This is a genomic window from Ottowia sp. VDI28 (assembly GCF_049532675.1).
In the GTDB taxonomy this organism is placed as follows: domain Bacteria; phylum Pseudomonadota; class Gammaproteobacteria; order Burkholderiales; family Burkholderiaceae_C; genus Ottowia.
The window spans coordinates 1,615,910-1,630,420 of record NZ_CP149820.1 but is presented as its reverse complement, the minus strand read 5'-3'; the positions used below and the strand labels follow the sequence as shown (position 1 = coordinate 1,630,420).

At 60.1% G+C, this 14,511-nt stretch carries 14 protein-coding genes and 2 pseudogenes; 8 read left to right on the top strand and 8 right to left on the bottom strand.

Annotated features, from left to right (window positions below; translation table 11 throughout):
* The first annotated feature begins 610 nt into the window (after window positions 1-610).
* The 5 genes from WJU18_RS07695 to WJU18_RS07675 all read left to right on the top strand — a co-directional run bounded on the left by WJU18_RS07695 (window position 611) and on the right by WJU18_RS07675 (window position 4,609).
* Entirely contained in the window at window positions 611-1,573 is a 963-nt protein-coding gene (locus WJU18_RS07695; protein ID WP_423459515.1) for a chromate resistance protein ChrB domain-containing protein, read from the top strand.
* A gap of 98 nt (window positions 1,574-1,671) precedes the next feature.
* Entirely contained in the window at window positions 1,672-2,799 is a 1,128-nt protein-coding gene (locus WJU18_RS07690; protein WP_423459514.1) for a chromate transporter, read from the top strand.
* A gap of 31 nt (window positions 2,800-2,830) precedes the next feature.
* A complete protein-coding gene (locus tag WJU18_RS07685; RefSeq protein WP_423459513.1) occupies window positions 2,831-3,739 on the top strand; it encodes a Fe-Mn family superoxide dismutase in 909 nt (302 codons plus the stop codon).
* A gap of 4 nt (window positions 3,740-3,743) precedes the next feature.
* Window positions 3,744-4,202, top strand: a complete 459-nt coding sequence (locus tag WJU18_RS07680; RefSeq protein WP_423459512.1) for a chromate resistance protein ChrB domain-containing protein — start codon at window positions 3,744-3,746, stop codon at window positions 4,200-4,202.
* Between the two features lie 71 nt (window positions 4,203-4,273).
* Window positions 4,274-4,609 (top strand): hypothetical protein, encoded by a 336-nt coding sequence (locus WJU18_RS07675; RefSeq protein WP_423459511.1) that lies wholly within the window; start codon window positions 4,274-4,276, stop codon window positions 4,607-4,609.
* 12 nt (window positions 4,610-4,621) lie between these two features.
* On the opposite strand, the pseudogene WJU18_RS07670 reads toward WJU18_RS07675, so the two are convergent.
* The 4 genes and pseudogenes from WJU18_RS07670 to aztA form a co-directional block, all read right to left on the bottom strand.
* Window positions 4,622-5,106: pseudogene (locus WJU18_RS07670) on the bottom strand (EamA/RhaT family transporter); the annotation flags it as partial.
* Between the two features lie 12 nt (window positions 5,107-5,118).
* Window positions 5,119-6,066, bottom strand: coding sequence for a metal ABC transporter solute-binding protein, Zn/Mn family (locus WJU18_RS07665; RefSeq protein ID WP_423459510.1), 948 nt, complete (start codon window positions 6,064-6,066; stop codon window positions 5,119-5,121).
* Window positions 6,067-6,071: 5 nt separating this feature from the next.
* Window positions 6,072-6,944, bottom strand: a complete 873-nt coding sequence (locus WJU18_RS07660; RefSeq protein ID WP_423460960.1) for a metal ABC transporter permease — start codon at window positions 6,942-6,944, stop codon at window positions 6,072-6,074.
* On the bottom strand, window positions 6,944-7,717 hold the full coding sequence (gene aztA / locus WJU18_RS07655; RefSeq protein WP_423459509.1) for a zinc ABC transporter ATP-binding protein AztA: 774 nt from the start codon (window positions 7,715-7,717) through the stop codon (window positions 6,944-6,946). Before aztA ends, WJU18_RS07660 begins: the two co-directional genes overlap by 1 nt.
* A 279-nt stretch (window positions 7,718-7,996) precedes the next feature.
* Between aztA and WJU18_RS07650 the strand changes: the two genes are divergently transcribed.
* On the top strand, window positions 7,997-8,479 hold the full coding sequence (locus WJU18_RS07650) for a Fur family transcriptional regulator (protein ID WP_423459508.1): 483 nt from the start codon (window positions 7,997-7,999) through the stop codon (window positions 8,477-8,479).
* Between the two features lie 18 nt (window positions 8,480-8,497).
* Here WJU18_RS07650 and WJU18_RS07645 read toward each other — a convergent pair.
* Window positions 8,498-8,683 (bottom strand): annotated as a pseudogene (locus tag WJU18_RS07645) (DedA family protein); the annotation flags it as partial.
* A 316-nt stretch (window positions 8,684-8,999) separates the two neighbouring features.
* A complete protein-coding gene (locus WJU18_RS07640) occupies window positions 9,000-9,395 on the bottom strand; it encodes a metal-sensing transcriptional repressor (RefSeq protein ID WP_423459507.1) in 396 nt (131 codons plus the stop codon).
* A gap of 360 nt (window positions 9,396-9,755) precedes the next feature.
* Between WJU18_RS07640 and WJU18_RS07635 the strand changes: the two genes are divergently transcribed.
* Window positions 9,756-10,493: a HupE/UreJ family protein gene (locus WJU18_RS07635; RefSeq protein ID WP_423459506.1), complete on the top strand. Its 738-nt coding sequence runs from the start codon at window positions 9,756-9,758 to the stop codon at window positions 10,491-10,493.
* 108 nt (window positions 10,494-10,601) lie between these two features.
* Window positions 10,602-11,165 carry a transmembrane anchor protein gene (locus tag WJU18_RS07630; protein WP_423459505.1) on the top strand — a complete coding sequence of 188 codons (564 nt, stop codon included), beginning with the start codon at window positions 10,602-10,604 and terminating at the stop codon, window positions 11,163-11,165.
* Between the two features lie 453 nt (window positions 11,166-11,618).
* On the opposite strand, the gene WJU18_RS07625 is transcribed toward WJU18_RS07630, so the two are convergent.
* A complete protein-coding gene (locus WJU18_RS07625) occupies window positions 11,619-12,935 on the bottom strand; it encodes an MFS transporter (protein ID WP_423459504.1) in 1,317 nt (438 codons plus the stop codon).
* Between the two features lie 71 nt (window positions 12,936-13,006).
* Window positions 13,007-14,479 carry an IS5 family transposase gene (locus WJU18_RS07620; protein ID WP_423459503.1) on the bottom strand — a complete coding sequence of 491 codons (1,473 nt, stop codon included), beginning with the start codon at window positions 14,477-14,479 and terminating at the stop codon, window positions 13,007-13,009.
* Window positions 14,480-14,511 lie beyond the last annotated feature (32 nt).

The following is a 14,511-nucleotide window of genomic DNA, read 5'->3' as shown; positions in this document are numbered from 1 at the left end:
TGGAAATTACAAGGTTGCGCCTAGGATTCGCCGGTCTAGCCATGTTTTCTCAGTCTCAAAATGGAGTAGAGACATTCTCATATCACGACCAAAACCCCGGCATATTTACCAAGCGCTCGGGCCCCACCTTTTCCTGAAGTCGAGCAAGTGAACGCGATTTCCACGCATTGAGACCAAGGCGCAGAGCCGAATGCCACTGGTTCCGCGCAAGTCGTACAACCTGCTTCTAGTATTGGGATCCATATCAAGCTGAACCTGGGTCCTCTGCTCCCGGCTCTCACAGGCGCCATATTCCATCGACTGGCTGCACAACAAGTCGACTCCAAGCTGCTCCCCAACTGATTTCCTCACACGAGGCCAATTGTCCCAATGCTAGGGACTTGGAATAACTAGAAGCGTGCCTGCACGCGCCGCCCTTTGCGGCGCGAATACCTTGGCACCATGAGGGAGCAGCAAGCCGCTACACCCCCAGCACCTGGCCACATCCGGCATTGGGGAGCGCAGCGCACAGCTCCTGGCGCTTGTGTGCCTCTTGCGGCTCTGATCACACAATTTTTGTAGAGATAGCTACACTATTGCAGTGACCATGACGGCAGCATAAGCTGCGGCCATGACTCTTAGCTCCGACTCTTGGCTGACCCTCATCATCAGCCTCCCATCCGCCAGCGCTACGGTGCGCATGCGGATTTGGCGCGCTGTCAAGACGCTGGGCTGCGCGGCCCTGCGCGATGGCGCCTATCTGCTGCCCGCGCAGGTGGAGCAGGCTACGCAGTTGCAGGCCCTGGCCGACGAGGCGCTGCAGGAGGGCGGCCAGGCTTGGCTGCTCCAGGTACAGGCCCGGGACATGGCCGAGCAGGCAGCGCTCCAGACTCTGTTCGACCGGGCCGCCGACTATGCTCCCTGGCTGGAGGAACTGGCGCAGGCACGCCAGACGCTACCCAGCCTGGGCGCAACCGAGTTGGGCCGCCTGCAGCGCAGGCATGCGCGTGCCTACGAGGCCATCCGCAAGATCGACTTCTTTCCGGACGAGAGCTCGATCCGCGCCGAAGCCCAATGGCGGGACTTTTCCAACGCCATCGACGCCGCGCAATCACCTGGAGAGCCCCAAGCAATGGCCGGGCGCATTGCCCGGCGGGACCGCATGCAGTACCAGGGACGGCTCTGGGCCACGCGCCGCGACCTCTGGGTAGATCGCGTGGCCAGCGCTTGGCTTATCCAGCGCTATATCGACCCGCACGCGCGCTTTCTGTGGCTGGACACCCCGGCCAGTTGCCCGCCGGATGCCCTGGGTTTCGACTTCGACGGCGCGACGTTCTCGCATGTAGGTGAACGGGTGACCTTTGAGGTACTGCTTGCAAGTTTCGGGCTGGAAGGCAATCGCGGGCTCTCCCAGCTAGCCGCCATGGTGCATGCGCTCGACGTGGGTGGCGCGCCCACACCCGAGGCCAACGGCTTCGAGGCCGTGCTGGCTGGCGCCCGCAAGCGCTGGCCGGACGACGACGCGCTGCTGGCCGACATCAGCGGCGTGCTGGACTCGCTCCACGCCCATTTCTCCAGCCCGCGCAAGCCGTAGGCCTCAACAACTCCAAGGACGAACATGAGCAACCTCGACACAGCGGCAGCACCCGATCCCAGAGCTGCAAGCTCCCCGGCTACACCCTCTGGCAGCTCGTGCGCTACATACTGGCCCTAGGCACCTGGGGCTTTGGCGGCCCCGTGGCCCTGGCCGGCTACATGTACCGCGACCTGGTGGAAAAGCGCCAGTGGATCACCGACGCGGACTACAAGGAAGGTCTGGCCCTGGCCCAGCTGATGCCCGGGCCGCTGGCGGCACAGTTGGCCATCTACCTGGGCTATGTCCACTTCCGCTTCCTTGGCGCCTCCCTGGTCGGCGTGGCCTTTGTCCTTCCCTCCTTCTTCATGGTGGTGGCATTGGGCGCGGCCTACGTGGCCTATGGCGGTATCGGCTGGATGCAGTCTGTGTTCTATGGCGTGGGTGCTACCGTGGTCGGTATCATCGCCATCAGCGCCTACAAGCTGACCAGCAAGAGCATCGGCAAGGACAAGCTGCTGTGGCCGATCTTTCTGGTTAGCGCCGCTGTCACTGTGGTCACTCAATCGGAGGAGATCTGGCTGTTCTTGGGCGCCGGCGTGCTGGTGTGGTTCTGGCGCGCACCGCCTACGTGGCTCAAGCGCGGCGGCAACCTGAACAGCGTGGCTGCTCCCGTGGCCAGTCTGTTTGCGTTGAACACCATTGACTGGGTGAAGCTCAAGCAGATCGGACTGTACTTCGCCTATGCTGGCAGTTTCGTCTTTGGCAGTGGCCTGGCGATCGTGCCGTTTCTCTATGGCGGCGTTGTCAAGGAATACGGCTGGCTGACCGACCGGCAGTTCGTGGACGCGGTGGCCGTGGCCATGATCACGCCGGGCCCGGTGGTCATCACGACCGGCTTCATCGGTTTTCTCGTATCCGGCTTCTGGGGTGCGTTGGTGGCGGCACTCGCTACTTTCGTTCCTTGCTATCTATTCACGGTCATCCCGGCCCCGTACTTCAAGAAATATGGCAAGCGCCCCGATGTGATCGCCTTCGTGGACGGCGTGACGGCCGCAGCTATTGGCTCGATTGCCGGCGCAGTGATTGTGATCGGGCAACGCTCCATCACGGACTGGATAACAGCGGCACTGGCCTTGGCGACAGCTACCGTGCTGTGGCGCTTCAAAAAGATTCCCGAACCGGCGGTTGTGGCGGTGGCTGCTGTGATCGGACTGATCGTGCATCCCCTGGTCACTCACGCTTGACAGGATGCCTCACACACCCAGGAGCACTGCGATGGATCTGCAACCACGTTCCCTTACCCTGAATCCAGCGGCCCTCAATGGCCTATCGGAGAAGCTGATCGCCAGCCACCACGCCAACAACTACACCGGCGCCGTCAAGCGCCTAGGCGCCATCCGCCAGCAACTGGCGCAGCTGGACTGGCCGAGCGCGCCGGTGTTCACTATCAATGGCCTGAAGCGCGAGGAGTTGATCGCCGCCAACTCCGCCTGGCTCCATGAGCTGTACTTCGAATCGCTGGGCGGCGACGACTCCTTGCCGGACTCTGGCTTGGCCGTGGCCCTGGCGCGCGACTTTGGCAGCACCGACCGCTGGCGTGCGGAATTCACCGCGCTGGCCAAGGCCATGGGCGGTGGCTCGGGCTGGGCGCTGCTGTCCTGGTCAACCCGCGAGGCGCGGCTGGTCTCCCATTGGGCGGCCGACCACACGCACCTGCTGGCCCGGGCCACACCGCTGTTGGCGCTGGACATGTATGAGCACGCATACCACATGGATTTCGGGGCCAGGGCGGCCGCGTATGTGGACGCCTTCATGCAGAACATCCGCTGGGAGGAAGTAGCGCGACGCTATGGCGCGGCAGTCGAGGCCGATGCGCTACCCTGGTCGGCGCCTCCCAAGACAGTTCCCGACAAGGTCCAGCTTATCGATGTGCGCCGGGCCGCAGACTATGCAAAAGCCGCCGATCGCGTGGCGGGAGCCATGTGGGGCAACCCTGCGCAGTTGGCCGAATGGAGCGCCGAACTCGATACATCTCAACCCGTCCTCGTGTACTGCGTGCATGGCCATGACGTCAGCCAATCCGTGGCACTCGCACTGCGGGCGCGCGGCTTCGATGCGCGCTATGTGGCCGGTGGCATCGAGGCCTGCCGAGCCATCGGCGTAGCCCTGGAAGCGAAGGAGTAGCACCATGCAGTGGATCACCCGAGAACGCCCCAAGATCGACCGCATCGCCTGCCCCTGGCTAATCGCGCGTTTCATCGACAAGGCGCCCGAATTTCTCTATGTGCCGGCCAGCGAGGTGCTGAGCACCGCCAAGGCCGCCGGCGCCATTCCCTACGACATCCCGAATGTCGAACTGAGCCATGTGGGCGAGCTGTGCAGCTTCGATGCCTTCCTGGCGAAGTACCACCTCCATGATCCGGCGCTGGATCAGTTGGCCGGGATCGTGCGCGGCGCCGATACCTCTCGGCTCGACCTGACGCCGCAATCGGCGGGGCTCTATGCGCTTTCGCTCGGGCTGTCGCACAACTTCAGCGACGACCACGAAATGCTCCGGCACGGCATGGTGATGTACGACGCGCTCTATGCGTGGTGCCGCTCCTGTCAGGCCGAGACGCACAACTGGCCACCCGCCATAACCGCCTGATCGCCATGCGGAATGCATACCGAACAACTGCTAGCGCTCGGCACCTCCTGCGCCTTGCCGCCGCTGCAGCCATGCTCTGCGCACTTTCCGCGACCGCCAAGGAGGTGCCGCTGACCGGCCCGCAGATCCGCGCCGCCATCAGCGGCAAATACGTGACCGATGAACGCCACTGGGGACACAGGTATTTCGCGGACGGACACGTTGAGCGGTCAGAAAACGGCCGCCAGCGGACGGCACGCTGGTCTGTCAAAGGCAATCAGCTCTGCTTGCTGCAGCCGGAAATTAGCGAGAACGAGCCGATCTGCTACAGCGTCATGCGTGACGGGCAGGAACTGCAGTACAAGGACGATGCGCAGTTCGTGGTCTTCCAGGGCGTCATCCGGCCGATGCCCAAACGCGAGCCGTGACCGGCTGCGCAGTTAGTGCTCGTGCCGATGGTGCGCATCCGGTACATACGGGTGCGCATGCACCATTGGTTCATGCACGTGGGGATTGCTGTGCGTGCCAACCGGCATCGGATCGTGAGTGTAGCCGTGGTGGCCATCGTCGTGGCTATGCGCGTGCTCGTGCTCCAGCCGCTCATGCGCATGCTCGTGCCCATGTGACTCCGCCAAGTGCAGCACCACCCCCCGCACCATCAGCAGGCCGCCCACCGCCATAACCCAGGTGCCGCTATGGTTGCCCTAAGCAATGGCGATTGCGGCGCCAATGGAAGACGCGAAGGCGAACACCGATCCTGTGCGCGCTGCACCAAAGGCCCGCTGGGCCAGCAGGTAGAAGCGCAAGCTCAGGCCGTAGCCGATGGCTCCCAGGGCCATCAGGCCCGGGCCGTGCCCAGCTTCGGCAGCGAATCGCCCGCCAGAACACCCAGAATGGCGTTAGCCGAAGTCCCCGGGATCGCTCGTCTGCGAGGCGTTCATCGGCCCTTGCCTTGCACGGCAGTCACCAGCACTCGCGTGTTGTGACGCATCAGCGCCGCATAACTCGACGCAGAATCATCTGACTGAGACAAAGAATCCGAGAAGAGTGTTCCCGACGGCTTTATGCCAGTCTCACGCCCTACCTGTTCGATCAACCGAGGATCAGAGATACTCTCCACGAACAAGGCTTTGACGCCTTCGGCCTTAATCTGACGCACCAGCCGGGCCACGCCTTTCGTGGTGGCCTCGGCACTTGTGCTCGTTCCTTGTGCTGCCAGGAAACGAACTTGATAAGCCCGCGCGTAATAGCCGAACGCGTCGTGGGACGTGATGACCTTGCGCTGCTCGATAGGCACAGATTCCCAGGCGACTCGAATCTCCGCTTCAAGCCGGTCAAGCTCGGCCTGATAGGACTGCTCGTTACGCCGATACTCCATGCAACCCGCCGCATCCACTGCGCACAGGCCATCAGCAATATTCTTCACATAGCGCTTGACGTTTCCAACGGACTGCCAAGCATGTGGGTCCACCTCGTCATGGGCATGGCCATGACCGTGGCCACCCGAGTCGGTCGCCTTAAGCGTTTCAATCCCCTGGCTCACCACGACATGGCGGCCCTTGAACTTCGCAGCCTGAACCAATCGCCGCACCCAACTCTCATAGCCCAGTCCATTAGAGAAAAGTACCTGCGCCTGCCCCACGCTGCGCGCTTGCGCCGGGTTGGATTGAAATACATGGCTGTCGCCACCAGCCCCGACCAGAACCGTCAGGTTCACACGGTCACCTCCCACCTGCCGGACCAAGTCGCCCAGAATGCTGAATGTCGCGACGGCCTTCACCTCGCCTGCCGCATATACCTGAGATGCACCGAGTTGCGCGAACACTGCAAGTAGCAAGCCCGCGAGAGCTTTGCGCTTAGAGAGGAAATGGGATTTAACGGTCATGGTGATCAACCCTGAAGATGAGAAGAAAAGCGAGGTTGGAATAAACCCTGGCGCCCGAAAGCCAGAGAGAACAGATACAGGATGCCCAGGCACAGCACGATTGTTGGCCCGCTGGGCCAATCTGCGTGAAAAGACAAGAGCAGGCCCGACGTAGTGCCCAGCATTGCAAACCCTGAGGCCAATAGCAGCATCGGACTGACCTGGCGCACCCAGAAGCGAGCCGCTGCGGCGGGCAACACCAATAAGCCGACCGACATAAGCGTGCCTAGAGCGTGAAAGCCAGCCACTAAATTGATCACCAGCAAACCCAGGAAGCCATAGTGCGCCACGGGACTCCACCGACGGCTGACCATGCGGAGGAACGCTGGGTCTAAGCACTCCAGAACCAGCGGGCGATACAGCACAGCGAGGCCCACAAGCGTCAGCGTGGTAATCGATCCCAGCAGCACCAACGCCTCATCATTCAGCGAAAGCACCGTACCAAACAGCACGTGCAGCAAATCGACGTTGTTCCCCCTCGTCGAAACGATGAGAACCCCCAGCGCCAGAGACATTAGATAGAAGGCTGCTAGGCTGGTGTCCTCCTTTAACGCGGTCGAGCGTGCAACCAAGCCAGAAGCGATCGCTATAGCTACGCCCGCGACGATTCCACCTATCGTCATTGCCCCCAACGAAAGTCCTGCATAAAGATAGCCCAGAGCGGCACCGGGCAGAATGCCGTGGGCCATGGCATCGCCCATGAGGCTCATGCGCCGCAGCATGAGGAACACACCAAGGGGCGCGGCGCTCAGCGACAAAGCGAGGCAGCCAACCCAGGCTCGTTGCATAAATCCGAACTCCACGAACGGCCCCGCTAATGCTTGCCACAGAATCTCCATCATGAGGGCAGCACTCCATCCATGACTAGGACAGCCGGTCGTGGCGTCTCGCACGTCGCCGCGTCGTCGTCGAAGGCCTCGTGCAATCCTCGCGCTCGCGCTAATTGGGCAGGCATCAATACCTGGTTCGGAGGCCCCCAGGCGATCGCTTCGCGCGCCAGCAGCAACGCATGGTCAAAATTGCGCCGGGCCAGGTCCAGGTCATGCAGCACAGCAATCACTGTGCGGCCCTCCCGTTGCCAAGTACGCAACATGCTCATCAGTTCGCCCGTGGTGCGCTCATCAACCGCCGCAAAAGGCTCATCTAGTAGAAGTACAGAGGCGTCCTGCAATATCAGGCGCGCGAACAGAGCGCGCTGAAACTGCCCCCCAGATAGGGTGTCCAGCGGCCGGTGATCGAACCCGGTCAGCCCCACCGCGGCCAGAGCCACCCGGCAGCGTTCGCGATGTGCGCTATTGAACGCCCCAAGCGCACCCACTTCCCGCCACAGCCCCAAGGCCACCATGTCGACAACGTTGATAGGAAAGCTTCTATCGACCTCGGAGAGTTGCGGTAAGTACGCTACGCGCTGGCCATCTAGACCACGGATACGGCCCTGCAACGGCCGGAGCAACCCGGCCATTCCCTTGAGCAAGGTCGACTTCCCAGCGCCGTTGGGACCGATGATGGCCACCAACGATGCAGGCTCGATGCGCAGATCAAGGTGATGGACCGCCGGGTGGCGTTCATACCCCAGTGTCAAATTTTCCAGAAACAGCGTCGATAAGCTCATGGTTCAGTCCGCCTTAATAACCCAGAGCAAAATAGCCCAGAGCAGCAAGCTGACCAGACTGGCGACGAATAACCTACTCAAGCCGGATCGCAGCAACAGGCCGACTCCCTCGTTCGCTGCAGGTTTGGAGACAGAGTGGCGATGACTATGCGGATGGATCATGATAGAGCGATAATTGCAACTCAGTTGCGTTTAAGAGAATGATATAGCAATAGAGTTGCGTTAATGGATGACACATCATCTGAGTAGTACCAGCCACTGTTTCGACAGGAACCAGAAATGTCAGCTCCCATCTTGGAAAACACCGCCACGCCAGCCGATCTGCTGGGACGGGCCGGATTGCGCCGCACCCGAGCAGCACTCACCGTGCTGGACGTTTTGCTCGCAGAACCAGTTTGCGCAAGAACACATGCGGAGTTCGAAAAGGCCCTGATGCAACGTGGTGTGCCGGTAAATCGGGTGACGCTGTACCGCCTGTTGGAGCGGTTGGTTGCAACGGAGGTGCTGGAAAGGCACAGTGACGACGCGGATCGAGCCTGGCGTTTCGGGCTTCGTAGCCTCCAGCCCGACATGCCCTTGCCACGCTTCGAATGCGACGCCTGTCATCGCCATTTCAACCTGCCCGAGGCGAGCGAGCCGACCAAGGCCGCCGCGGATCAGATTCTGAGCGCGTTGTCCAACCTGGGCCACATGGGCCAGCGCATCGACCTTTCCATCCACGGGACCTGCTCCGGATGCATCGAGCCTCCGTCACGCCGCTGAAGATGTCAATCACGGTCCTCATACTAGGCCCAACGTCACGGCGGTGACCACCAGATAGCGCCCCAACTTAGCGACCGTTACAAGCAGCAGGACGATCGGAAACGGCTCACGCACGAGACCGGCCACGATGGCCAGAAAATCGCCTATAACGGGTGCCCAACTCATCAACAAACTCCACTTGCCGTAGCGCTGATACGGCCTCGGACGCCGCAGGAAGCAAGGCGGCGGCGATAAAGGCGCTCAGAAATAGCCCCCGTAGGCGCTCCAATCTGCAATCGTCATCTGGATCAAGGCTTTGCGTGGAACCAATTGGGATGTCGATCTTCGCTCCAGAGCAGGTGGGCGTCGCGAGTGCCGTTCTCTTGGTAGTGCCCAGCGATCTCCGCGTGTTGCGCTGAATCTCCAGGCCGCCCGGTCTCGGTAGGAAATGGCAACTGGAACAGTTTGTGCGCAGGGCTATTGAAGTACGCCACAGGTCACGCGTTATCTTCTTGAACTCCGCAATCGACATACGCGGGCCTCACGCAAACGGGCCGTTCACCCCTTCAAAGCAGTCGTCAATGCGATCCTGGATCAGCGTTTTATTGGTTTGTTGGATAGCTTTTTCCACCGCTTGGAGTTGTTGGTCAATGTCAAGACAGCTACGACCTTGCTCAATCATCTCCACGATGCCGTTGAAAGGGCCACCGGCGCGACGAAGGCGTTTAATGATTTCAGGATGAGTTTGATCTTTCCGCCTGAGTTTAGATTTGAAAATATCCCCCAGGGGAGGATATGATACTGCCTCCATCGCCCTCTGTACGATCGTTCGCCAATCCATGTGCCGTACCCGCTCAGTCCGCACCTTGATGCGCGCCCCAGCCTTGTGCTGGTTGGTGCTGATAGCGCTTCTGTGTGGCATGTTGAGTTCTGCCATCGGCGTCACCCATTCACACGGTATCGCTGCGCTGGCGGCTGTCGATCACAGTCTCGATAACAACATTGACCTTGCACATGGTCATGCGCACGACGACGAGTCCACAGGAGCTACGGCAGATTCAGCGCACCCCCATCACGCCCACGATCATTTCCACGACAAAGCGCACACCACACAGGAAGGCATAACCGACTGGATACCGAGGCCATCCGCCTGGCACGCGACGGTGCGTTCTCAGGTTGATCGAATGCCAATCTTCCGGCTGGATAGACCTCCGAGAGACCTAGAAAACGCCTGAACAGGCGCGCTTGCGCGCGCTGTGTTCGTCGCTCTTGTTTCTATTCTTTTGGAGTTTTTTTCATGCACAGCCGTTTTCACGATGGGCTGGCGGATCTGCCATGGCTGACATGGCGGGGACGTCTGCTCCTCATTACGCTAGTTTTCATCGCGCTTCTGACCGGCACTGTCGATGCCCTAGCCCACGCCGTCACCGAAGGCGACAAGGGCTACATCCAGGAAATCTCGGGGGTGAACCTACTGCCCTTCGTCTACCTGGGTGCCAAGCACATGATGACGGGCTACGATCACATCCTTTTCCTGTTCGGCGTCATCTTTTTCCTGTACAGGATGAAGCACATCGCCATCTACGTCAGCCTGTTCGCGCTGGGCCACTCCACCACCATGGTTCTGGGCGTGTACTTCAACGTCGGAATCAACAGCTACGTCATCGACGCCATCATCGGCTTATCCGTGGTCTACAAGGCGCTCGACAACATGGGTGCCTTCCAGCGGTGGCTGGGTTTTCAGCCCAACACCAAAGTAGCGACCCTGGTGTTCGGTCTGTTTCACGGCTTTGGCCTGGCCACAAAGATCCTGGAGTACCAGATATCTCCTGATGGCCTAGTGCCCAATTTGCTGGCGTTCAATGTCGGAGTGGAGCTGGGCCAGCTCCTGGCGCTCGGCGTGATTCTCATCGCCATGGGTTACTGGCGCCGCACGTCCAGCTTTTTGCGCTACGCATACAGCGCCAACGTGGTCATGATGAGCCTGGGCTTCATGCTCGTGGGCCTCCAGTTGACCGGCCTCTTCGTCTCCTAATATCGCATAGACCGTATTCATGTACAACAGCAACCTACCCCCCTATCCGAACTCCCATCGTCTAAACAACTGCTGCGCTCCACCATCATTGCTGCGGTTTCCGCTCTGGTGCTGCTCATCACCGTGATCCTGCCATCCGAGTATGGCATCGATCCGAGCGGCGTAGGTCGCGTGCTGCGCCTCACCGAGATGGGCGAGATCAAGACACAACTGGCAGCAGAAGCAGCTGCGGATGCCTCGGTCGATGCCCAGTCCAACGGCGCCAGCGCCAGTCCTTCTCCCACGCAAGCTCCTGCTGTCGCAGCCAACCGCGGAGCCCCCGCCGTTGCCTTACCGGCGCCTGTTCCGACCCAAGCCACTTGGAAAGATGAAGAACGCTTTACCTTACCTCCCGGTCAGGGGATTGAGATCAAACTGGTGATGAAGCAAGGAGCCAAGGCCGAATACGCCTGGGTGGTCAATGGTGGTGTCGTCAACTACGACACACACGGCGATGGTGGGGGCAAGTCAATCAGCTACGAAAAGGGACGTGGTGTCCAGAAAGACGAAGGAGTGTTGACTGCGGACTTCACGGGAAACCATGGCTGGTTCTGGCGTAATCGCAGCCCAGCCAATGTTGAAGTGGTCCTACGCACTCGCGGGGACTACAGCCAACTCAAGCGCGTTCAGTGAGGTTGCGCGCTCGCCTGGTTCGACCAGGCGAGCGCCCTTCCGCTGCGATGACCGCTCAGCACAGCGTCCCACGCCAGCCCGACAAATGCTGTCGTGGTAAGTGTCTGTGCGCGCGGAAATTGCCATCAACCCATGAAAGGCTTGTTCATGTCGACTTCGACCGAACGTGCGACCTTCCTTCGGCAATGGCTGGCCAGCCCCGAGGAGATCGGCACGGTCGCGCCATCGAGTCGTCAGTTGGCCTGTTGATCACCCGCGAAATCGATCCGGAGGGTGGGGTTGTCGTGGAACTGGGCCCTGGAACAGGCGTATTCACGCAACTACTCATTGAAAAGGGATCGCCGCCGGAAAGACTCTTTCTGGTCGAGAAGGACCCGGAATTTGCAAACAGTCTCCGGCGCCGATTCCCCTCAGCGATCTATGGTTGATCCTTCACGATCGAGCCGAAACTTCTTACGAGCGGGGCCAAGATGGATGAAGGTCGTCGATAAAGTAGGCGTGTGCGTGTCGAACGCCTGTCCCGGCACTTTCTTTCTCTAGATGCGAGGCATTCACCGGCAAGTCGGCGTGCGTGTGCTCGACGATTTCCGGATCATGTTCCGGCCAAATCCGCCATGCCAGAGCAGTGGCGGCAGCTCCAAATAGGCCCAGCATGAGAAACGTGGCGGTCACACCCAAGCGTGCACCTGCCCATCCTGCCAACGGGTAGAACAAGAGCCAACACCCGTGGGACAGCGCGAACTGCGCCGCAAACAGAGCGGGTCGATCGGACGGCGCAGCTGAGCGCCTTATGACCCTCCCTGTGGGTGTCATGGCCGCAGAGTATCCGGCACCCGCCAAAAACCACAAAACTAGCAGTACGGGGTAGCTAGCGAAAAAACTACCGAGCAACATCGTTACAGCCAACGAGGCAACACCAAGTAGCATGACCGGTCGGTCGGGCCAGCGTTCAAGAAGCGGTGGCAACGCAAGAGCGACAACTATTGACCCTGCACCGAAAGCCGCGAGCGCGAGAGCTACCGAACTTTGTGGCATTCCCCAGCGCGCTTGAACCAGAAACACCGTGTTGACGAAAACCATCGATACTGCAGCTGCAGCCGCCCCATTGACGGCCAATAGTCCACGCAACCTCGGCGTTGCCAGGAAAACCCGTAAGCCTCTTGTCGTGCGTTCGTAGATGCTGCGCTTCTCAGACTTCGCCAATGCCGGAAGCTTGACACTGACGACAAGCACAGCTGAAGCCAGGAAGCCAACTACAGTACCGGCGAATAGGTCGTGAAACCCAATTACAGTCAGTAGCGCTGCGGCAAGCAATGGGCTTAGAAGGGTCTCCAAATCGTAAGCCAACCGTGAGAGTGATAGAGCCTTGGTGTACTCACGCTCGTCCGGAAGCACTTCCGGAATAGTGGCTTGGAATAGCGGCGTGAATGCGGCAGACGCGGCCTGCAGTATGAATATCAACAGGTAAATCTGCCAGATCTGGGATACAAAGGGCAGAAGCAGCGCCACAAAGCCACGGACTAAATCCAACGCAACGAGAGTCGTGCGCCTAGGCAGCCCCTGAGCCAATGCAGTGGCGACCGGCGCCACAAGAACGTAGGCTGCCATTTTGATGGCCAGCGCCGTCCCCAAGACCATGCCAGCATCTTGCCCCGCCAAGTCGAATGCCAGCAGCCCTAGGGCCACTGTGGCTAGCCCCGTGCCCACCAACGCAATCACTTGTGCAGCGAACAAATGCCGATAAGTTCGATTAGCAAGTAAGTTCCACATGGAAAGCTCTCTCAGAGGTAGCGAGTAATTTGCTTGAACTCATCTAATGAGTCGTCCCTGCAAAATTCGTTTCAACCCAAGGCCCAACGTTGATCTGTTTTTTGTAGTCGGTGATGGCCGATGATTTCGGCCAATTTCGCAATCAGGGCGACCGAAATTCTTGCCTGCAACAGGCACAACAAAAGGCCCAGGCCTTTTTTGGCGATCATTCTCAGCAGCCACTGAATGTTGTATCCCGCGGCGCACAGCACCGCGTGCAGCGCATCGCCCTCTGAGCCTTTGAGATGGCAGCGGTCCATGCGGTGATCGGCCTTGAGGTGACCGATGATCGGTTCGATCGCCTGACGTCGTTTGAGCAGTCTGCGCTCTTCGTTGGTCAGTCGCTTGTCTTTGCCGCGGTGCTTGATCTCAATGTCCGGGTTGTCCTTGTCCACACCCCGGTATCCCAGGTCGGCATAGACCACCTGCGGCTTGACGCCCAGGCTTTGCATCAGGATCGTGCTCTGTTCGATCTGCTCGTGCAAGGTGTGACCGTCATACGGATTGCCGGGAAAGCTCCTGGCGCCCACGATCAGGTTGCCCTTGAGCGTCATGGCCAGACCGACCTTCACCCCAAATTCATAGGGGTTGCGACTCTTGCCTTTTGAGATGCACTCAACCTCCGGTGCGTGCCAACTGTAGAGCTTGGCGCGGTTGTCCATCGCCTTGCGGCTGAGCGTCTGCATGACCAACCGTTTGGCCTTGTCCAGCGTGTGACCCAAGGCTTGCTGCACCGCCTGAGCCAGCGTGCTCATCTTGCGGCCCACCTCGCGCTGCAGCCTTTGCACGATGGTGCGCTGGCGTTTGATGACCTTGCGCATGCGTTTGAATTGCCGCGCATGGGCGTAACGGCCAGCCTTGAATCGAAGTTCCCGGCCTTCTTTGGCATAGGTTTGCTTCAGCTCGATGCCTGCGGCCTTGGCCTCCTGGACCACTTTGGCGCGTGCTGTCTCCAGCAACTTGCTGTCGGTGGGGTGGGCAACGGCTTTCTCCTGGACGGTGGAGTCCACGATCACTCGGGCCAGTTCCTGCCTGGCAATGAGCTTAAGGTTGACGGCCACCTCCATGGTGCGTGCCAGCAGTTCTTCCACGCCTTCTTCGCCCAGGGCTTTGCGAAAGCGCCCCAGTTGGGTTGGGTCGCAAGGCCAGCGGTGCTCAAAGTATTCGTTGCCCGAAAAGTATTGCCACGTGGGCGTTTCGCCCCAGCGCTGTATGACGTCTTCGTCGCTCTCATTGAAAGCATGCTTGAGGTAAAGCAGCGCCACCATCAGCCGGGTGGGCAACCGTGGCCGCCCAGCGTTGGAGATTCGTCCATCTGCCACGCCAGATACCGCTCCAAACAGGTCCAGATCCTCAATCTTCCTGCCAGCCTTGATCTGCCGCGCCCAGCGCTGAGCCAGCGATGCCTCGATCTCTTGCCAGGGCATGCGACTGGCCAGCACTGCCAGAGGGTGGCGCAAATCAATCATCTGGTCCAGACGGTTACGGAAAAAATCGTCAGTCATGGCGCTGCTTTCAAAAACTCCCAGAAAACAGG